The sequence below is a fragment of the Buttiauxella sp. AC142 genome (assembly GCF_979253435.1).
In genome coordinates this window covers 3544276-3565647 of record NZ_CEEDCH010000001.1, presented here as the reverse complement: position 1 = coordinate 3565647, position 21372 = coordinate 3544276, and the positions used below count along the sequence as shown (strand labels likewise).

The window sequence follows — 21372 nt, the reverse complement described above, 5'->3', positions numbered from 1 at the left end:
GGGAGAGGGTGTTCAGCCCGGCAATCGCAATTGCTGTAAATTCCCATCAAGCTGTAAATCCGTCTGCAACTGCGCCACCTGGCGGCTGATAAACGCACTTTCACGATGTTGTTCTAACTTCTTACGCCATTTCTCAGGTACTTCTTCTAATCGTTCGTACAGCGCTTCGAGCGTTGAAAACTGATTGATCAATTGTGTGGCGCTCTTCGGCCCGATACCCGGAACACCAGAAATTTTACTGCTGCTGATTCCCGCAAGCCCCCAGAAGTCACCCAATTGTGTAGGCAGCACACCGTATTCTTGCGCAATAAATGGCGCATCCAGCCAGCGTTTCTGAAAGTAGTCGCGGATTTGAATGTTCGGTGCGAGCAACTGGCAGAAACCTTTGTCGGTGGAAACAATAGTCGCACGGTGCCCGCTGGCCGCAATTTTTACCGCAAGTGTGGCGGCAAGATCATCAGCCTCGTTCCCCGCAGAATGCCAGCAGGCGACGCCTCTCTTAGCGAACGCATCTCGTAATACTGGCATTTCCTGATGCAAGGTATCTGGCATTGGTGTGCGCCCCGCTTTATAGTCAGGCAACACCTGATGCCGCCAGCCTTCACGGCGGTCATCGTCGTCAAACACGGCGACGGCGTGCGTGGGCTGACTATGGGTAATCAGGGCATCAAGAGCGTGCAGGCAAGTATCAACGCAGGGCGAGCCTTGAACCGCATGAATACGGCGTATTAAGTTCAGGGCATCAACGATAAGTAAATGAATCATCATGGGTATTTCGCATTCAACATTCTCTTGATGCACAGTAACATTTCTGCGAGACGACCGCGAACGCGGGAATTAAATTCAGGAAAGCGGCTCGCAATATTATTGTTCTGAAAAGCATTGCTAAGTACTTAGGTTGCTATATATATTTTAAACGAATAGAAAAATCAGAGACAACAACATGAGTAATAGTTCACACCTCGCACATCGCATCCAGGCTTTACAACCGTCAGCCATCAGAGAATTATTGAAGCACAGCAAAATGCCTGGCGTGATTTCCCTTGCTGGCGGCATTCCTTCCAGCGAATTGTTTGATAAAGAAGGGCTGGGAATTGCGACGCAAAAAGTGGTCGCCGAGAATTTTAATGACGCGTTCCAGTATGGCCTGACCGAAGGCAATGTTGAACTGCGTCAGCAATTGGTTGAGCTGTGCCAGCAACGGGGGATTGCCACCACTTCAGAACAGTTGCTGATCACCTCTGGCTCTCAACAGGCGCTGGATTTGCTGATGCGTGCGTTGGTGAACCCTGGTGATGTGTTTGTGGTTGAGCGCCCAACTTATCTGGCGACGCTGCAAATTCTGAGCCTGAACGAAGCCGATGTGAAATCCGTGGGTAGCGATGAGCACGGGATGATTGTCGACGAACTGGAAGAGTTGCTGAAAACAACGCGTATTAAAGGCGTCTATATCGTTCCGACTTTTGGCAACCCAAGCGGCACAACATTGAGCGCCAGCCGCCGTGAGCAACTGGTCAAACTGGCTGAAGAACATCACTTCGTCATTGTTGAAGATGATCCGTACGGCGCGATTAGCTTCACTGACACTCGCGAGAAAACGCTTCTGCAAGTGGCCACTGAGCGTGGCAGCCAGGAAAACGTAGTTTATACCTCGACGTTTTCTAAAATTCTGGCACCGGGTTTGCGCGTAGGCTGGATTGTTCTGCCGGAATGGATGAAGCAAAAAGTCGCCATCATTAAGCAAGCCACCGATTTGCACGCCAACTCTTTTACGCAATCACTGGTGTCTGCCTATCTCACACTCGACAGGCTTGACCCGCAGATTGAACTGATTCGCGAAGCGTATAAGAAGAAATGCCTGAGCTTGTCGAAGTATTTGCATCAGGAATTAAACGAGCACATCACCTTTAACCAACCGCAGGGTGGGATGTTCTTGTGGGCCTCTTTCCGCTACGAATTTGATACCACCCGTTGGTTGCAACAGACGCTGGAAAAAGGCGTGGTGTATGTTCCGGGTGAGTTCTTCTTTAGTGATAATGCCGACAAGAAAACGCTGCGTTTCTCTTATGCAACGGCCACCGAAGAGCAGCTCTATGAGGCGGTACAACGCTTAAAAGCGGCGCTATAAGACGAAAAAAATGGAGCCGCAAGGCTCCATTTTTGTATTAACTGTTTAACGATTAATGTGAAAGCTCCACCACATCATCATTTTCATTCTTTTGAGCAACTTTCCCGCCCATACGTCTTGAATACAGTGCGGTAATGATTGGTACCAGAATTGCGGTCACAATCACGCTCGCTGCAACCAGCGCGGTTGCTGAAGCGGCGACTGGCTCAAATGCCGGGTTGATTTGCGCAATGATAACCGGGTTAGCCACCGCAGCGCCTGCTGCCGAAGAGGCTGCAATACCCGCGGTACCGTTACCACCGCCGATGTATTTATCAGCCAGAATCAACGGAATACCCGTAACAACGATAACCGCTACACCCAGCATGATACCCAGCAAGCCGGTGTCCATAATCACGCCCAGGTTGATGGTGTTACCCAGAGCGAAGCCGAAGAACGGAATCAGGACTGGCGTTGCTTTGCTAAAGAAGGTGCGGAAGTCGTGGTCCAGGTTACCTAATGCAAAACCAATCAGGAAGGGCAGCACGGCACCGATAAAGTGGTGTGGTTCAAAGGATGCCAGACCCGCAGAACCCAGGATCACCATGGTCATCAGTGGGCCAGATTCCAGAGACATCAGCACGAATGCACCTGATTCTTCTTTAGTGCCGTACTGGTTCATCAGGCTCGCGTACAGGCCGCCGTTGGTCATGTCCATCGCAGAGACGAGGGCCAGAACGGATAAACCAGCGAACATGCCTGTCTGAATCCCACCTTCAGGAATAAAGGACGCGGCAATCATAGCCACGACCCAGGCCACAGCAATTTTGGTCAGCACCAGGGTGCCGGACTTGCGCAAAACGGTACCTGTTGCACGCAGATCAATTGAGGCACCAATACAGAAGAACCAAACCGCCAGAATAGGAACGGTGCCGCTAATCATTCCTTTAGTAAACGAACCAAAATAGGCACCAGTGTCTGGAGCGAAAGTATTTAAAATAGCTCCAAGAATCAATGGAATCAGCATCATCCCACCAGGAATGCGTTCAATAGTAGCTTTGATCTTCATGGTAATTCCTTATGATTTTTTCATTTTCTACAGCGTGTTAATGAAAAAATGACGTAACAGTTAGCAGCGAAAACAGTTAGTTTTCCCTGATTATTTAAGATGTTGGGTCAGAGATGCTCGTTGCTCTTAATGGCAGTTTGATTAACCTCATTGAGCTAGTCACCACGGCTAATGTGCCCCGGTAACGCTTCGTGAGATAAACTATCGCTCTGTTGGAATTGCAATTCAATCAAATTGAAACGATATTTCAATTTGGATCACATTATTTATATAATCAGGTGATAAACTGTCTATGTGGTGCGGTTAAATGTAGATGACTTGTGAGTAACTCTATTTTAATTGCTAAATTATTATTAATAGTAACGGGCGTGATTGTGTTTCCGCCTGGTATTTTCAGCCTTGAAAGGAAAAGTAATGGATATTCGTCAAAGCATTCATAGCGATCACGCAAAAACCCTGGATACTGCCGGTTTACGTAAAGAGTTTCTGATCGAAACCATCTTTACTGCTGACGAGTACACTATGACCTACAGCCACATCGACCGCATCATTGTTGGTGGCGTCATGCCTGTTACGCGCACGGTGAGTGTTGGCGGTGAAGTTGGTAAGCAGTTGGGGGTGAGCTATTTCCTCGAGCGCCGCGAGTTGGGTGTAATCAATATCGGCGGCCAGGGCACAATTACGGTTGACGGTACTTGCTATGAAATCGGCGCTCGCGACGGTTTGTACGTCGGTAAGGGCGCTAAAGAAGTGGTGTTCGCCAGCATCGACCCTGCAAACCCGGCACGCTTCTACTACAACTGTGCTCCGGCACACACCACTTACCCAACCAAGCGCGTGACACCTGCGGACGTTTCTCCAGTCACACTGGGCGATAGCGTTACCAGCAACCGCCGTACTATCAACAAGTACTTCGTTCCAGATGTGCTGGAAACGTGCCAGTTGAGTATGGGTCTGACTGAACTGGAGCCTGGTAATCTGTGGAACACCATGCCTTGCCATACACACGAACGTCGGATGGAAGTTTATTTCTACTTCGGTCTGGAGCAGGACAGCTGCGTATTCCACATGATGGGCCAGCCGCAAGAAACCCGTCACATTGTGATGCAGAACGAGCAAGCGGTGATTTCCCCGAGCTGGTCAATTCACTCAGGTGTGGGTACGCGCGCGTATACGTTTATCTGGGGAATGGTGGGTGAGAATCAGGTGTTTGACGATATGGATCATGTGAAGGTTGGCGATCTAAGATAAGAAGCCGTTATAAAAAACCCGCTTCGCAGCGGGTTTTTTGTTTTTAATCGCAGGACACTTTCATCGCCAGGCCACCGCGTGATGTTTCGCGGTATTTGGCGTTCATGTCTTTGCCAGTTTCGTACATGGTGTCGATAACCTTATCGAGGCAAACGCGTGGTTCGCTGGTACGGCGCAAGGCCATACGTGCCGCATTCACCGCTTTTACCGCTGCAATCGCATTACGCTCAATGCACGGAACCTGAACTTGTCCGGCAACCGGGTCGCACGTCAGACCGAGGTTATGCTCCATCCCAATCTCAGCCGCGATGCAAACCTGGCTTGGGCTGCCGCCCAGTAATTCCGCAAGACCTGCAGCTGCCATGGAACAGGCAACACCGACTTCGCCCTGGCAACCCACTTCAGCGCCTGAAATTGACGCGTTCATCTTGTACAGAGAACCAATTGCGCCCGCCGCGAGGAAGTAACGCGCGCAGGAGTTTGTATTAACTTCACGAATGAATTTGTCGTAATAAGCCAGTACCGCCGGAACAATACCGCATGCGCCGTTAGTTGGGGCGGTGACAACGCGACCACCCGCCGCATTTTCTTCGTTTACCGCCAGCGCGAACATGTTAATCCAATCGACAACGGCCATTGGGTCAGAGTTGTTCTTATCACTGCTGACCAACATTCTGCGTAATGCCGCAGCACGACGGGGGACACGCATTTTACCCGGCAGCACGCCTTCGGTGGTGATGCCACGTTCAATACCGCTGCGCATGACATTCCACACGTCAGCAAAGTGTGCGTCAATTTCAGCCTGCGAACGCATTGCTCGCTCATTGAGCATCATCAAGCCAGACAGCGAAAGCCCACTTTCTTTGCAATGACGCTGCAAATCAGCGGCACTTTTATAAGGATATGGCACGACAACCTGCTGGGACTCTTCCACGCCAAAATGGGCTTCATCAACGATAAAACCACCGCCGATGGAGTAATACGTTTGGCTATAAACAACTTCGCTTCCTGCCAGCGCTGTAATACGCATGCCATTTTCGTGCAGGGAAAGATTATCTTCGTGGAAGTTCATGCAGCTATCGACCGGGAATTCCACTTCATGCTGGCCGTTTGCCAGCAACAGGCGACCGTGAGTATTCACGTCCTGAATAAAATGTGGGATGGCGTCGATATCAACGGTGTCCGGCATATTACCCGCCAGACCCATAATAATGGCGATATCGGTATGGTGACCTTTACCGGTGAGAGAGAGTGAACCGTATACATCAACGACGACTCGCGTGACGTTGCGCAAAATCCCTTGCGCGATCAAATCGTCTGCGAATTGCTTACCGGCTTTCATCGGGCCGACGGTATGGGAACTGGATGGGCCAATACCGATTTTGAAAATATCGAATACGCTAATCATGTTGCGTCCGTTGCCTGAGTAACTTTAAGAGAAAAAACCGCCTGCAGGAGGCAGGCGGTTTATAACTTTTAGATGAACAGCGAGTATAGAGAGTAAGAGATGGCGGAAATAGCGACCAGACCCATAATTACCACAAATACATTGCTGATATGGCCGCTGTATTTGCGCATTGCCGGGACTTTCTGAATCGCGTACATCGGCATCAGGAACAGAATCATCGCGATGATTGGGCCGCCCAGGGTTTCAATCATCCCCAGAATGCTTGGGTTCAGGGTGGCAACAATCCATGTTGTCACCAGCATGAAGATAGCGGTGATGCGGTTCAGTTTGCTGATTTCAATAGTTTTGCCTTTACCGCGCAGGGATTTGATAACCATCCCGTTGAAGCCTTCACGTGCGCCCAGGTAATGGCCGAGGAAGGATTTGGTAATAGCAACAATCGCGATAATCGGTGCCATCCAGGCAATGACTGGCGCGTTAAAGTGGTTAGCCAGGTAAGACAGAATAGAGATGTTCTGTGCTTTTGCTTCGGCCAGGTTTTCCGGGGAAAGGCTCAGTACGCAGCTGAATACGAAGAACATCACGGTAATTACCATCATGATGTGCGCAAAAGACAGGATGCGGGAACATTTCTTCTCAGCTTCGTCGCCGTACTCGTTACGTTTTGCAACCGCAAACGCAGAGATGATAGGCGAGTGGTTAAAGGAGAACACCATTACTGGGATTGCCAGCCACAGCGTCATCCACAAGCCGCTGCCGGTTGCAGGAGATGCCGCTGCACTAAATGAAAGGGTATCAAACGCCGCGCTGCTCCACTCAGGGATCAGATATAACGCCAGAGCCATCAAAGCCGCAACAAACGGGAACACCAGGATGCTCATCGCTTTAACGATCATCTGCTCACCGAAACGAACGATGGTCATCAGACCCACAATCAGGATCAGAGACAAAAGCGCACGTGGCGGAGAAACCATACCCAACTGATGCGTAATAAAGCTATCAACGGTGTTAGTTATAGCGACGCTGTACACCAGCAAAATTGGGTAGATAGCAAAGAAGTAGAGCAGGGTAATGACTTTACCTGCGCCCACACCGAAGTGCTCTTCTACAACTTCAGTAATGTCTTCACCAGGGTTTTTACCTGACAGCACAAAGCGAGTCAGACCACGGTGAGCGAAGAAAGTCATTGGGAACGCAAGAATTGCCATGATGAACAGCGGAATCAGGCCGCCAACACCGGCGTTAATCGGCAGGAATAAAACGCCAGCCCCAATTGCGGTGCCGTACAAGCCCAGCATCCACATGGTATCGGACTTGCGCCATGAACTTTTGCTTTCAACCGAGGCAATACTGCCGGTTTGTGTGGTTTCCATCTACTACTTCTCCAAAGGAACATATTGATTCGAAAACTGAGTCAATCGCGTTGCCTTGCCATTGACTGTTGAAATTTAATGCTGGTAGCGGGCGGTTTTATAGTAATTTTGGCCAGTGATAATCAGCGGGCGGAAAGATACATTCATGTTGTCAATTCATCAGTGATCAAGATCTCAAATGTAAGAATCCACTGCTTGTGTGGTTTTTGGCAGATTTTCACTCTGCATCTGATATTTTGTTTGATATTTACACCCTAAAATTACGGGTATTGTAGATAATAAACCGTTGTTTCAGTCTGTGCTCTCAGGGTAATTGTCTGTATACGCAGGGTTTTTAGCATGGAATTGAACTGAGGTATTAGTTTACGTGAAGATGTTTATGCTGATACGGGTAACATGAAAGGGGGCGAAATTAGCGGGAAAAATGAGAAAAAAATATGGAAATAAAAAAGGGCGGAGTCGCTCCGCCCTGAGGATTCAGGTGCAAATCTCGTAGCAAGGAATGTAAGCACTGCCTGGTAATTTCATGCGGTGCTGGGCGACAAAGCCCTGAAGCAGGTCATCCATGCGTCGCATCATTTGTGCGTCGCCGTGAATTTTGTACGGGCCAAATTGTTCAATGGCGCGTATCCCGCCCTCTTTTACGTTACCCGCAACAATACCGGAAAACGCCCGGCGCAAAGAAGCCGCCAGTTGCTCTGCGGGTTGATCCGGATAGAGCTTGAGATTGGCCATATTTTCGTGGGTTGGCTCAAACGGCATTTGTAGATCAGGCGCAATACGAATCGACCAGTTGAAGCTATAAGCATCGCCCGTTTCGCGGCGATTCTCTTTCACTTTTGGCATGGCCTTTTTCATCTGACGTGCGACTTCAGCCGGGTCGTCGATAATGATTTGGTAATGACGACGCGCCTGCTCACCCACCGTGTTGACGATAAACTCGTCCAGCACGCGGAAGTAGTCAGCGCTCTCTTTCGGCCCGGTCAAAATCAGCGGCAATACCTGGTCGTGGTTATGCGGGTTCATCAAAATGCCGAGCAGATAAAGCAGTTCTTCTGCTGTACCCACGCCACCAGGGAAAATGATGATGCCATGCGCGATTCGCACAAACGCTTCGAGGCGCTTTTCGATATCCGGCATGATTATCAGTTCATTTACCAACGGGTTAGGTGGTTCCGCGGCAATGATTGACGGTTCCGTCATACCAATAAAGCGGCTTTCTTTATAACGTTGCTGGGCATGGCCCACCGCGGCACCTTTCATTGGTGCTTCCATGGCTCCAGGGCCACAGCCGGTACAAATATTGAGTTCGCGCAGACCGAGTTGAGTACCGACACGACGTGCGTAGAGGTATTCGTTTTCGTTGATCGAGTGCCCGCCCCAGCAAACCACCAGGTTTGGCGCTTCGCCAACATGCAATGCACGAGCGTTACGTAAAATAGAAAACACCATATTGGTGATATTTTCTGGGTCTGCCAAATCGAGATTCTGGAAGCGCCCGGCGGTGGAAATCTGGCCGTTCACGAACAAAATATCGCGTAGCACGGCAAACAGGTTGGCTTGCAAAGCCCGGATGATGCGACCATCAACAAACGCATCATCAGGTGGATTAATCAGTTCAAGTTTGACGCCACGTTCGCGGCGCAGCACGTTGATATCGAAGTTTTTGTAACGCGATAACAACTCTTTACTGCTATCGGTCTGGCTTCCTGAGTTAAGTACGGCAAGTGAACAGTTGCGAAACAGTTGATAGAGGTCGCTGCTGGCCGTGCGTTTAAGCATATCGACTTCCAGCTGCGACAACATATCCATTGAGCCTAACGGGCTAATATGTGTAATCAAGTTAACTCCTTACGAAGCGTAAAGTGCCGCTCCCAATGATTACAATAGCCCTGGCATGTTCAATTTAACAACCTGAAAACAATAATCCTTCCGCAGGCTGCGAGGCGTTTCGCACTTATTGACGAACCAGGCGGCCAAATGCCGGATGGAAATCGGTATTAGTACGCCACGGGTTAATGTCCAGACCGCCGCGACGAGTATAGCGTGCATAGACGCTGAGGCTTTCCGGGCAGCAGAATTGCTGAATATCATTAAAGATTCGCTCCACACACTGCTCGTGGAATTCGTTGTGCTGGCGGAATGACACCAGATAACGCAGCAATTTTTCCCGGTCGATGCGCGGGCCACGATAACGAATCTGAACGGAACCCCAATCGGGCTGGTGGGTTATCAGGCAGTTAGATTTCAGCAGATGGCTCACCAGGGTTTCATCTACGATTTCGTCGCCCGCCGCACCACTGAGGTAATCGGCATTAAATTCGTAGTTATCAATAGTGATATTTTGTTCATCTATACACTCGCCGGTGAATGCCGCGATTTCCTGCCCTTCGAGCTCATGCAGACGGAACAACACCACGCTGACATCACCTTGTGCGCAGGCACTTAAATCACGCTTTAGCGCCTCCTGAACCGTTTCCCAATCTGCAAATTGGGTCTGATTAAAGCTGTTCAAATAGAGTTTGAAGCTTTTGGACTCAACCAGATTCACGCTGTTCGCATCAAGCTGCACATGCCCTACGGCGACCTGGGGCAAACCGTTACTGTTCAGCCACGACAGTTCGTACAACGTCCAGATATCGCCGCCGCTGAATGGCAGGTTATCTGCATGTAAGCCTAATGGGTCGCGGTTCAGGCTGCGAGGGACGGCCTGGAGTAAAGACGGTTGGTATTGATCCTGGTAAGCGGTTGGCTTACCCAGTGTCAGGCCACTCAGTGCCTGGTGGTTTTCATAAGACATGTGTCACCGATAGAATGCAGGTACAATTGGTTCCTATTGTACCGCAGCCTTGAGGGAGTGAGAAATTGGTGGATAACGAAGTACGTCAGGCGCTGGAAGATTTCACTGAGCGCTTTTGTCAGGCCTGGCGTGAACAAGCTGATGGCTGGCCTGCAAGTGAAGAATTATATGGTGTGCCATCGCCGTGTATCGTGACGACAACCGGTAACGATGTGCGCTGGCAGCCGCAGCCATTTGCTCCCGCAAACGATCTCAGCGCGGTTGAGCGGGCGATGGATATTGCCTTGCAGCCTGGCGCGCATCAGTTTTACACCACCCAATTTGCCGGTGACATGCCTGCGATGTCTGGCAACCAGGCGTTAACGCTGTTGCAGGCGTGGAGCGAAGACGATTTCCAACGTGTACAAGAAAACTTGATTGGTCATCTGGTCACTCAAAAACGCCTGAAGCTATCGCCGACGCTGTTTCTGGCTACCACACCTGATGAAATGGAAGTGGTGTCTTTGTGTAATCTTACCGGTGAAGTCGTTCTGGAAAAAATTGGCACCAAACAGCGTACAACCCTCGCCCCGTCACTTAATTTGTTCCTGCAAGGCTTACAACCGCAGGTCATTTAAGCGTTAATCGCTATCAGTCTTGTGAGAGATCTCTTACACGAGTTGTAAGAGATCTCTAACTTTTCATGCAGAGCTTTCATGTCGATAAATTTATTAACTCTTTTATATCAATAACTTGATTGGTTTTACGTCTGCTTTTGAATGAAAGTTATCGTAAGCTTTGGTTGTGAGTGGGTTGTCAGAGTGAACGAAATAGAGGATTCTATGTCCGTCGACAGGACGTCGGGAAGTGAAGGAGACATTAGGATGATGTCACTTCATTGAAGAAGTGGAACACACCAGGATGGTGTTGCAAGGAAGGCTTCTGGATGAAGCAAGGATCACTCAGGAAGAGTAAGGGACACCTCCAGGACGGAGAATGAGAGCCGAATCAGGAACATTCGGTGGGTCTGGAAGACCAAAGGATTATGCATCAGGACGATGCCGGAACACCTCAGGATCATGGTAGCAGGACGCGAGTACGACGGATTGTAGGTCAGGAGACCGCAGGACATAGTTGTCACGGACGAGCAGGGAGCACCAAAAGTAGCCGGATTAGCTGCGAAACGAACCGGGAGCACTGTTTATACAGTGCTCCCTTTTTTTATGCATTTTTTCGCTCAGCCTAAGAAGTGATATGCTTGCCGGCTTCTTTTGACTGATGCTCGAGGTTTCCATGGAACGCCACGCGCTGGTACGCCAGCATCTACACATCATTGAACAGGTTTTGCGTGACCACCAACTTTGGCAGGGTTGTGCACCAAACGCTGAAGCCTTTGAAAGCACGCAACCATTTTGCCTGGATACAATGCAGCCTCACGAATGGTTGCAATGGGTTCTGATTCCCCGAATGCACGCGCTTCTTGATGCTCAACACCCTCTGCCTGCTGATTTTGCCCTCGCGCCCTATTACGAAATGGCGTTGGATGCGGCACATGTCGGACGTACACCTCTGTTAAAAGCCCTGCAAGAACTTGATGCGCTGTTTGTGAGTGACAAATCCTGATGCTGGAAATTATTTATCAGGATGAATGGCTGGTTGCGGTCAACAAACCCTCGGGTTGGTTAGTTCACCGAAGCTGGTTGGACCGTCATGAAACGGTCTTTGTGATGCAAACCGTGCGTGACCAAATTGGCAAACATGTGTTTACCGTGCACCGCCTCGACAGGCCCACGTCAGGCGTATTGCTGATGGCCCTTTCCAGCGAAGTCGCGCATTTGTTATCCCAGCAGTTTGAAAATCACCAAATTCAAAAGCGCTACCACGCGGTGACTCGCGGCTGGCTTGAAGATGAAGCGGTGCTGGATTACCCGCTGGTGGAAGAGCTGGATAAAATCGCCGATAAAAAAGCGACTCAGGATAAAGAAGCGCAGCCAGCGGTAACGCATTATCGTGGGTTGGCGACCGTAGAAATGCCGGTTCCGGTTGGTCGTTATCCAACCGCACGCTACAGCCTGGTTGAGCTGGAGCCTAAAACTGGGCGTAAGCACCAGTTACGTCGCCATATGTCGCACTTACGCCACCCCATGATTGGCGATTCAAAACACGGCGACCTGCGCCAGAACCGCGCTGCGGCCGAACATTTTGGCTGCCAGCGGTTAATGCTGCACGCAAGCCAGCTTTCGTTAAACCACCCGGTGACAGGCGAACCGCTGTGCCTTCGCGCCAACCTTGATGACACCTGGATGCAGATGATGTCACAGTTTGGCTGGAGCGGCTTACTGAGTGACATCGAAAAGGTTGAGTTTGTGGCAAGCAACGGCCAGGATGAATAATACCGCCGTAACGCAAGGAGTTAACTGATGGCTGAAGTAGGGATTTTTGTAGGAACAATGTATGGAAACTCGCTGCTGGTAGCAGAAGAAGCCGAAGCGATTTTAAAAAAGAATGGTCATAAAGCTACCGTTTTTGAAGATCCTGAGCTTGCTGACTGGCAGAAATTTAGCGACCAGTACGTGTTAATTGTGACTTCAACAACCGGCCAGGGCGATTTGCCAGACAGCATCGTTCCTCTGTTTCAGGCGATAAAAGACAAAATCGGATACCAGCCTGAATTGCGTTACGGTTTGATTGCATTAGGTGACAGCAACTACGAACATTTTTGCGGGGGCGGAAAGCAATTTGACGCCTTACTGCAAGAGCAGGGTGCGAAACGCATCGGTAATGTTTTAGCCATTGATGCCAACGATCATCCGGAACCTGAAGCGGTTTCTAACCCATGGGTTGAGCAATGGGTGACGTTGTTAAAGTAACAAAATGAATCCTGGCAGGTGAAGTCACACTTCCCTGCCGCCGAATATTTTTACCTCGCCTTGCAGCCTAAGCATAGACCCTTCCTTTTATCTGGTTGTTTCAAAAATCGTGAACCATCCCCCAGCACGTTGGACAGACGCCATAAACTGCTCATGAAACGTCCGGCAAACTTGTGTCTTTGCACGATGAGGCACGCTCACTCCCTGAATATACTTTCCTTCGGCATCAAAAAACCGCAGATTCAGCACCACAAAAAATACTGTGGATGGGCCGATACCTCATTCTGATACCCTACAAGTGCAGAGTGGATCATAGCCAAAAGCTATAATTCAGGAGTGCAACATGAATTCAATTAGCCAGACGGCGAGCGTGGCCGAGAAAAGAACCAACGCTCGCTATTGGATAGTCGTCATGCTTTTCATCGTCACCTCGTTTAACTATGGTGACCGCGCCACGTTATCTATTGCCGGTTCGGAAATGGCAAAAGATATCGGCCTCGACCCTATCGGCATGGGGTATGTGTTTTCCGCGTTTTCCTGGGCATACGTTATAGGGCAAATCCCCGGCGGGTGGTTGCTTGATAAATTCGGCTCAAAACGCGTCTATTTCTGGTCCATCTTTATCTGGTCGATGTTTACCTTGCTGCAAGGTTTCGTCGATATCTTTAATGGTTTTGGCATCATCATCGCGCTGTTTACTCTGCGCTTCCTGGTGGGTCTGGCCGAAGCACCTTCCTTCCCCGGCAACAGCCGAATCGTCGCAGCGTGGTTCCCGGCACAGGAACGCGGCACGGCGGTCTCGATTTTTAACTCCGCACAGTATTTCGCCACCGTTATCTTCGCGCCAATCATGGGTTGGTTGACGCACGAAGTGGGCTGGTCGCATGTGTTCTTCTTTATGGGCGGGCTGGGTATCATTATTAGCTTCGTGTGGCTCAAAGTGATTCATGAGCCGAACAACCATCCTGGCGTAAACCAAAAAGAACTGGAGTACATTGAAGCGGGCGGTGCGCTGATCAACATGGATCAGAAGAAGCCAAAAGAACATATCCCAATGGCGCAGAAGTGGGGCCAGATCAAACAGTTGATCGGATCACGCATGATGGTTGGGATCTATATCGGGCAGTACTGTATCAATGCTTTAACCTACTTCTTTATTACCTGGTTCCCGGTTTACCTGGTGCAGGAAAAAGGCATGTCGATTCTGAAAGCCGGTTTCGTCGCGTCGGTTCCGGCGGTATGCGGATTTGTCGGCGGAGTGTTGGGTGGCGTGATTTCTGATTACCTGATGCGCCGCACCGGCTCGTTAAACATCGCCCGTAAAACGCCAATCGTGCTCGGGATGTTGCTCTCAGTCAGCATGGTGTTCTGTAACTACGTTGAGTCCGAAATGATGGTTGTCGGCTTTATGGCGATGGCATTCTTCGGCAAAGGTATCGGTGCGCTTGGCTGGGCGGTGATGGCTGATACCGCGCCGAAAGAAATCAGCGGTTTGAGCGGCGGCCTGTTTAACATGTTCGGCAACGTCTCTGGCATCGTGACGCCAATCGCTATCGGCTACATCGTCGGCACATCCGGGTCGTTTAACGGCGCACTGATTTACGTTGGCGTTCACGCGATTGTCGCGGTGCTGAGTTACCTGGTGATTGTTGGCGATATCAAACGTGTCGAACTCAAACCTGTCACTGCGGGGCAATCATCATGAATACTCAGGCAAGCCCGCTGATTACGGATATGAAAGTCATTCCGGTGGCGGGCCATGACAGCATGTTGCTCAACATTGGCGGCGCGCACGGTGCCTTTTTCACGCGCAACATTGTTGTTCTGACCGATAACGCCGGGCATACCGGTGTGGGCGAAGCGCCCGGTGGTGAAGTGATTTATCAGACGCTGGTCGACGCGATCCCACATGTCGTCGGTCAGGAAATTGCGCGCATGAATCGCGTGGTGCAGAACGTTCATAAAGGTAATCAGTCGGCGGACTTTGATACCTTCGGCAAAGGTGCGTGGACTTTCGAACTGCGCGTGAATGCGGTGGCGGCTCTCGAGGCGGCATTGCTTGATTTGCTCGGCAAAGCGCTGAACGTTCCGGTTTGCGAATTGTTAGGGCCGGGCAAACAGCGCGATGAAGTCACCGTTTTAGGCTATTTGTTTTACATAGGCGATCGTAACAAAACCGATTTGCCGTATCTGGATGGCAAAAATGCCCGTCACGACTGGTATGAATTACGCCACCAGCAGGCGCTGAACAGCGAGTCTATTGTGCGTCTCGCTGAAGCCGCGCAAGACCGTTATGGCTTCAAAGACTTCAAACTTAAAGGCGGCGTGTTACCTGGCGAGCAGGAACTTGAAGCCGCACGCCAGCTGAAAAAACGCTTCCCGGACGCACGAATAACCGTAGATCCGAACGGCGCATGGCTGCTCGATGAAGCTATCGCTTTGTGCAAAGGCATGGGCGATGTGCTGACGTATGCCGAAGACCCCTGCGGCGCAGAACAAGGCTATTCCGGCCGGGAAGTGATGGCGGAATTCCGTCGCGCGACGGGCTTACCGGTGGCGACCAATATGATTGCCACCAACTGGCGCGAAATGACCCATGCCATCATGCTTAATGCAGTGGATATACCGCTTGCAGACCCGCATTTCTGGACGCTCAGCGGTGCGGTTCGCGTGGCGCAGATGTGCGACGAATGGGGGCTAACGTGGGGCTGTCATTCCAATAACCATTTCGATATTTCGCTGGCGATGTTCACCCATGTGGGTGCTGCGGCACCGGGCAAACCGACTGCCATCGACACGCACTGGATTTGGCAGGAAGGCGACCAGCGCCTGACTCAATCACCGCTGCAAATAGTCAACGGTAAAATCGCGGTGCCGGAAGCACCTGGCCTTGGCGTGGAACTTGACTGGGAACAGGTGCAAAAAGCCCACGAGGTGTATAAATCCCTTCCGGGCGGCTCGCGTAACGATGCAACGGCCATGCAATATCTGGTGCCGGGCTGGAAGTTCGATCGCAAACGTCCGGCATTTGGCCGCAATTAATTCATCTTGACGACAAGGAACGAATAACATGACAACTTCTACCCCGATAGTCACCGCGATGCAGGTTATTCCCGTTGCGGGTCACGACAGTATGTTGATGAATCTGAGTGGCGCACACTCGCCTTTCTTCACCCGTAATATTGTGATTATCAAAGATAACTCCGGCCACACTGGCGTGGGAGAAATTCCGGGCGGGGAAAAGATTCGCCAGACGCTGGAAGATGCATCGCAACTGGTGATTGGTAAAACGCTCGGTGAATACAAAAATATCCTGAACCTGGTGCGTGCCGAATTTGCCGATCGCGATTCTGGCGGCCGGGGTTTGCAGACCTTTGATTTGCGCACCACCATTCATGTTGTAACTGGCATTGAATCGGCCATGTTAGATTTGCTCGGCCAGCATCTCGGCGTGAACGTCGCTTCGTTGCTGGGCGACGGACAGCAGCGCAGCGAAGTCGAAATGTTGGGTTATCTGTTCTTCGTGGGCAACCGCAAACAGACTCCGTTGCCTTATCAGAGCCAGCCCGATGAGAAATGCGACTGGTATCGCATTCGCCATGACGAAGCCATGACACCGGATGCGGTTGTGCGCCTGGCAGAAGCGGCTTACGAGAAATACGGCTTTAACGATTTCAAACTCAAGGGCGGTGTACTAGCCGGGAGCGAAGAGGCCGAAGCGGTGACGGCGCTGGCAAAACGTTTCCCACAAGCCCGCGTGACGCTAGATCCGAATGGTGCCTGGTCGCTGGACGAAGCGATTAGCATCGGTAAGCAACTGCGCGGTGTTCTGGCCTATGCAGAAGACCCGTGTGGCGCGGAACAAGGTTATTCAGGTCGTGAAATTATGGCGGAATTCCGCCGTGCCACAGGCTTGCCAACGGCGACCAATATGATTGCCACCGACTGGCGACAAATGGGCCACACGCTTTCTCTGCAATCGGTCGATATCCCGCTGGCTGACCCACACTTCTGGACCATGCAAGGCTCGGTGCGCGTGGCACAAATGTGCCATGAATTTGGCCTGACCTGGGGTTCGCATTCTAATAACCACTTCGACATTTCTCTGGCGATGTTCACACATGTTGCCGCGGCAGCACCGGGCAAAGTCACCGCTATCGACACTCACTGGATCTGGCAGGAAGGCAACCAGCGCCTGACTAAGCAGCCATTTGAAATTAAAGGCGGCATGGTGCAAGTCCCGAAAACACCGGGCCTGGGCGTTGAACTGGATATGGATCAAGTGATGAAAGCGCATGAGCTTTACCAGCAACATGGGCTTGGCGCGCGCGATGACGCCATGGCGATGCAGTACCTGATTCCCGAATGGACGTTTAATAATAAGCGCCCTTGCATGGTTCGTTAGGCTATACAAAACCTTCTGAAACCGCGTAGGTCGGATACGCGTTGCGACATCCGACATTAAATGGACGGCATATGAAAATTGTCATCGCACCAGATTCTTACAAAGAGAGCCTCAGTGCTCTCGAGGTGGCGACACAGATTGAAGCCGGGTTTCGGGAGGTGTTCCCGAATGCCGATTATGTGAAATTGCCCGTCGCTGATGGAGGTGAGGGCACCGTAGAAGCGATGGTTGCTGCAACAAACGGTGAAATCATTGAGGTGAATGTCACCGGGCCGTTGGGCGACCCGATTCAGGCGTTTTATGGAATTTCAGGCGACCAGCAGCAAGCCTTTATCGAAATGGCGGCGGCGAGTGGCCTGGAGCAAGTGCCAACCGCATTACGCAACCCGCTCAACACCACATCGTGGGGAACGGGCGAGCTAATACGCTGTGCGTTGGATAGCGGTGTAAAAAGCATTTTGATTGGGATTGGCGGTAGTGCGACCAACGACGGCGGTATTGGCATGGTGCAGGCGCTTGGGGCGCGTTTGCTCGACAGCGACGGCGAACCGCTGGGATTGGGCGGACGGGAAGTTGCGCGACTGGCGTCCATCGACATTTCCGGGCTGGATAAACGGTTGCAGGATTGTCGCATTGAAGTCGCGTGTGATGTCACTAATCTGCTCACCGGTAATGAAGGGGCTTCGGCAGTATTTGGCCCACAAAAAGGCGCGACGCCTGCGATTGTCCGCGAGCTTGATCAGGCGCTGGAACACTATGCAAAAATCATTGCCCGCGACCTCCATATAAATGTGCTGGAGCTTTCCGGAGGCGGTGCTGCGGGTGGTATGGGCGCTGCACTTTATGCGTTCTGTCATGCGCAGTTGCGCCAGGGCATTGAGATAGTCACCGAAGCGTTAAAACTCGATGAAATAGTGCGTGATGCTGACCTGGTGATTACCGGAGAAGGGCGCATCGACAGCCAGTCAATCCACGGAAAAGTGCCGATTGGCGTGGCGAAAATAGCCAGGCGCTACAATATTCCCGTCATTGGGATTGCCGGGAGTTTAACCGCGGATGTCGGCGTGGTGCATGAACATGGTCTGGATGCGGTATTTAGTGTGCTGTATAGCATTTGCACGCTGGAAGATGCGCTGAAAAATGCCGGGGAAAACTTGCGAATGGCTTCACGCAATATCGCCGCCACCCTGGCAATAGGCGGTGGATTTCGCTTCAAAAGTTAAGGTGGGGACGCTGCGCTTGCCCACCCTACGAAAGGCTTCCCGGTCGGATAAGCGTCATCCGACATTAAATTAGCTGAGCATCCGCTGGGCTTCTTTCGAAACGTTATTCATTTCATCAAGCAACTCAAGAAGCTCAGGCTCCAGGTCTTCAGGCTTCACCCCACAGCGCAACTCATGCTCCAACTGGCGGCACAAGCTTTTCAACTTTGGTACGCCGCTGTAGCTGCAACTGCCGTGAAGCTTATGAATGATATCCACTAACCCTTCTGGATTTTCTCCTACCAATTGCTCCTCAACTTTGTTACGAACTTCAGGCAGGAAAGCCAACAGCATTTGCAGCATGTCACGCGCCAGATCCGGCTTATTCGCCGCCTGTTGCAACGCAAGCGCCCAGTCCAGCGTCTGGTTTTGCGGGCTGGTTGGCACGGTAGTTTCAACGTTCGCCACTGAGGCTGGAGCGGTAATCGCTCCCGGCTGATAGCGCATCAGCAGGCTATACAATTTTTTCTCTTCGATAGGTTTGGCGAGATAGTCGTTCATCCCGGCGCTTAACAATTTCTCTTTTTGCCCTGCCATGGCGTGTGCGGTGACGGCAATAACCGGGGTTTGCTGGTGGTGTGGCATTTGGCGAATCAATTCACAGGCACGTATACCGTCCATTTCCGGCATCTGAATATCCATCAAAATAATGTCTATCTGCATCTGCTTCGCACGTTCAATCGCTTGTGCCCCGCTGCCGCACAGTTCGACACTCTGAACATGATCCTCAAGTAACGCGCCAATCAACTTGAGGTTTGCCGGGTTGTCATCCACGGCCATTACCGTCAGCGGTAATTTTTTATTCTCAAGGCTATCGACGAGTGCAGGATTCGCATTAAAAGTGTGCTCGGCCAGTAACGGCAGCAAACGTGTCGAGGTAACAGGCTTCAGCAAGCAACCAGCAACGCCTTCTTTTTTCAGAGATTCTGCATCGACCTGGCAATGGCTTGGGAGCGCCAGAATCAGGCAGTCGGTCATGGTGACGGCTTTAGCCAGTTTTGGATTGGCAATGGAAAGCGAATCGCGGAACGCCACCGGCAAACCAAATAGCATAATGTCGTAGTGGGCTTCGGCGAGAGTCATAAACGTCGGGCTGTAAATCACCTCAAGCGGCGTATTCGCCAGAATATTGAGCGTGCTTTGCGCGGCAGTGGCATTTTGCTCGATATACGCAATACGCTTACCTGCGAGGTTTTCGGTGGAGTAACCGTCCAGAACCGCGTTGGAATTGAGATCCAGGTTGATGTAGAACCAGAAGGTAGAGCCTTGATTTGGCTGGCTATGGAATGAAATATCGCCACCCATTTCGCTCACCAGTTTCTGCGTAATCACTAACCCAAGGCCAGTACCGCCGTGGCGACGTGAAATACTCGCATCCGCCTGACGAAACGCCTGGAATAAACGCGACTGTTCCTGCTCGGGAATACCGATGCCGGTGTCGTGAATACGCATTTCTACCTGGACTTTATTGTTGCCCTGTGAGCGTTTTTCGACCACAAGGTCGATATTGCCGCTTTCGGTAAATTTAATCGCATTCCCCACCAGATTCGTCACCACCTGCTGCAAACGCAGCGGGTCACCAATCACGTTATCCGGTACATCATTCTTAATGTGGAGCGTCAGTTCCAGACCTTTGTCATGTGCTGAATGCGCCAGTAAAGTCACCACTTCGTCGAGCGTATTGCGCAGCGGGAAGGGAATACTTTCGAGGATCAATTTGCCCGCTTCCAGCTTCGAGAAGTCGAGCACGTCGTTGATAATCGTCAGTAAGTTATTCGCTGAACGTTCAATGGTATGCAAGTGATCGCGCTGCGTGGCGTTCAGATCGGTTTTTAGCGTCAGGCGGGTAAAACCAATCACGCCATTTAACGGAGTGCGCAGTTCGTGAGACATATTCGCGAGGAATTCAGACTTAATACGTGCCGCTTCCTGGGCGCGTTTCTTCGCCAAATCCAGCTCCACGTTCTGGATTTCCATCTGCTCCAGCGTTTCGCGCAAGTCAGATGTCGCCTGGTCAATATTGTGCTGCATCTCTTCGTGATAAGCGGTTAGCGACATCGCCATCGAATTGATACCATTTTTCAGCATATCTAATTCGCCGAGCATAAAACCTTCCACCCGGCTGTCGAGCTGCCCGCGTCTGATTCGGTCAACGGTATTCACCATATTGCGAATCGGGCCGGTGACATCGCGCATCAGGCGATAAGCAAACAGCATGGCGATACCGACGCAGAACAACATCATCAGCGTCGAGATAAAAATTTCCCGGTATTGCTGTAAACGTACGGATTTCAGATCAAGTTCAATCGCGACATAGCCGAGCGTGTTTCCTGCTGGCTTGGCGTCAGTGACTTCTGATTCATCGGGTGAATAGCTCTCTGAAATAATCGGCGTGCGCAGGATAATGGAATCGCCATAGCGCGTGATACTCAAGCTGTGCGGCGGTTTTTCGTTGTTTGGCAACTTGAGTGCGGACGCATTGAGCTGATAATTAGAGGTGACAAACAGTTTATTGTTTTCATCGAAAACCGAAATTGCCCGCACAATATCAGAGTGGCGGCGGTGCAGAACGCTGACCAACTGGCGAATCGACTCGCGGCTGTGGAAGCTCATACCGTATTCACTCGCAACCGCCAGCGGCTCGATTATATTGGCGCCGGAATCTTCTAACTGACGCTGCAAGTCATTGTAACGATGGACGACAAAAAAGATGCTGAGCAATAAACCGATCATTAATGTCGGCGCCAGAATCAGGATCATCATGCGTGCGCGCAGGCTGTAGTTGGTCATGGGGTTCCGATATGGGACAATTGAAGCAATAGTTAATATTTTGAGAGAGCATTCTGGC

The 21372-nt window shown here is 51.0% G+C and carries 17 protein-coding genes; 10 read left to right on the top strand and 7 right to left on the bottom strand.

Going from position 1 to position 21372, the window contains the following annotated elements:
* Positions 1–12 precede the first annotated feature (12 nt).
* Entirely contained in the window at positions 13–768 is a 756-nt protein-coding gene (xni, locus tag AC0IWZ_RS16595) for a flap endonuclease Xni (RefSeq protein WP_471678896.1), read from the bottom strand.
* 175 nt (positions 769–943) lie between these two features.
* Here xni and AC0IWZ_RS16590 point away from each other — a divergent pair, with 175 nt between their 5' ends.
* Positions 944–2128: an aminotransferase-like domain-containing protein gene (locus AC0IWZ_RS16590; protein WP_471678897.1), complete on the top strand. Its 1185-nt coding sequence runs from the start codon at positions 944–946 to the stop codon at positions 2126–2128.
* Between the two features lie 52 nt (positions 2129–2180).
* On the opposite strand, the gene kdgT is transcribed toward AC0IWZ_RS16590, so the two are convergent.
* The gene (gene kdgT, locus AC0IWZ_RS16585; RefSeq protein WP_034498024.1) at positions 2181–3176 is read right to left on the bottom strand and encodes a 2-keto-3-deoxygluconate transporter; all 996 of its coding nucleotides are present in this window, start codon (positions 3174–3176) and stop codon (positions 2181–2183) included.
* Positions 3177–3590: 414 nt separating this feature from the next.
* On the opposite strand from kdgT, the gene kduI reads away from it, so the two are divergent.
* On the top strand, positions 3591–4427 hold the full coding sequence (gene kduI / locus AC0IWZ_RS16580) for a 5-dehydro-4-deoxy-D-glucuronate isomerase (protein ID WP_471678898.1): 837 nt from the start codon (positions 3591–3593) through the stop codon (positions 4425–4427).
* Positions 4428–4470: 43 nt separating this feature from the next.
* On the opposite strand, the gene AC0IWZ_RS16575 is transcribed toward kduI, so the two are convergent.
* The 4 genes from AC0IWZ_RS16575 to queF all read right to left on the bottom strand — a co-directional run bounded on the left by AC0IWZ_RS16575 (position 4471) and on the right by queF (position 10008).
* Positions 4471–5835 carry an L-serine ammonia-lyase gene (locus AC0IWZ_RS16575; protein ID WP_034498020.1) on the bottom strand — a complete coding sequence of 455 codons (1365 nt, stop codon included), beginning with the start codon at positions 5833–5835 and terminating at the stop codon, positions 4471–4473.
* A gap of 68 nt (positions 5836–5903) precedes the next feature.
* Positions 5904–7208, bottom strand: a complete 1305-nt coding sequence (locus AC0IWZ_RS16570) for an HAAAP family serine/threonine permease (protein ID WP_034498019.1) — start codon at positions 7206–7208, stop codon at positions 5904–5906.
* A 477-nt stretch (positions 7209–7685) separates the two neighbouring features.
* Positions 7686–9050, bottom strand: a complete 1365-nt coding sequence (ppnN, locus tag AC0IWZ_RS16565) for a nucleotide 5'-monophosphate nucleosidase PpnN (protein ID WP_410373927.1) — start codon at positions 9048–9050, stop codon at positions 7686–7688.
* 115 nt (positions 9051–9165) lie between these two features.
* Entirely contained in the window at positions 9166–10008 is an 843-nt protein-coding gene (queF, locus tag AC0IWZ_RS16560; protein WP_410373928.1) for an NADPH-dependent 7-cyano-7-deazaguanine reductase QueF, read from the bottom strand.
* A 68-nt stretch (positions 10009–10076) separates the two neighbouring features.
* On the opposite strand from queF, the gene syd reads away from it, so the two are divergent.
* From syd to AC0IWZ_RS16520, 8 genes are all read left to right on the top strand, one after another.
* Positions 10077–10625 carry a SecY-interacting protein gene (gene syd, locus AC0IWZ_RS16555; RefSeq protein ID WP_471678899.1) on the top strand — a complete coding sequence of 183 codons (549 nt, stop codon included), beginning with the start codon at positions 10077–10079 and terminating at the stop codon, positions 10623–10625.
* A gap of 655 nt (positions 10626–11280) precedes the next feature.
* On the top strand, positions 11281–11610 hold the full coding sequence (locus AC0IWZ_RS16550) for a YqcC family protein (RefSeq protein WP_034498147.1): 330 nt from the start codon (positions 11281–11283) through the stop codon (positions 11608–11610).
* Positions 11610–12380, top strand: coding sequence for a tRNA pseudouridine(65) synthase TruC (gene truC / locus AC0IWZ_RS16545; RefSeq protein ID WP_034498013.1), 771 nt, complete (start codon positions 11610–11612; stop codon positions 12378–12380). The genes AC0IWZ_RS16550 and truC overlap by 1 nt, the downstream gene beginning before the upstream one ends.
* 27 nt (positions 12381–12407) lie before the next feature.
* Entirely contained in the window at positions 12408–12857 is a 450-nt protein-coding gene (locus AC0IWZ_RS16540) for a flavodoxin (protein WP_115627457.1), read from the top strand.
* Positions 12858–13200: 343 nt separating this feature from the next.
* A complete protein-coding gene (locus AC0IWZ_RS16535; protein ID WP_471678900.1) occupies positions 13201–14562 on the top strand; it encodes an MFS transporter in 1362 nt (453 codons plus the stop codon).
* Positions 14559–15899 (top strand): enolase C-terminal domain-like protein, encoded by a 1341-nt coding sequence (locus AC0IWZ_RS16530; protein WP_471678901.1) that lies wholly within the window; start codon positions 14559–14561, stop codon positions 15897–15899. Before AC0IWZ_RS16535 ends, AC0IWZ_RS16530 begins: the two co-directional genes overlap by 4 nt.
* Before the next feature lie 28 nt (positions 15900–15927).
* Positions 15928–17262: a glucarate dehydratase gene (gudD, locus tag AC0IWZ_RS16525; protein ID WP_172893383.1), complete on the top strand. Its 1335-nt coding sequence runs from the start codon at positions 15928–15930 to the stop codon at positions 17260–17262.
* Positions 17263–17333: 71 nt separating this feature from the next.
* A complete protein-coding gene (locus tag AC0IWZ_RS16520; RefSeq protein ID WP_034498003.1) occupies positions 17334–18485 on the top strand; it encodes a glycerate kinase in 1152 nt (383 codons plus the stop codon).
* A 69-nt stretch (positions 18486–18554) separates the two neighbouring features.
* Here AC0IWZ_RS16520 and barA read toward each other — a convergent pair whose 3' ends face one another.
* Complete coding sequence (gene barA / locus AC0IWZ_RS16515; RefSeq protein WP_034498001.1) at positions 18555–21314, bottom strand: two-component sensor histidine kinase BarA; 2760 nt, start codon at positions 21312–21314, stop codon at positions 18555–18557.
* Positions 21315–21372 lie beyond the last annotated feature (58 nt).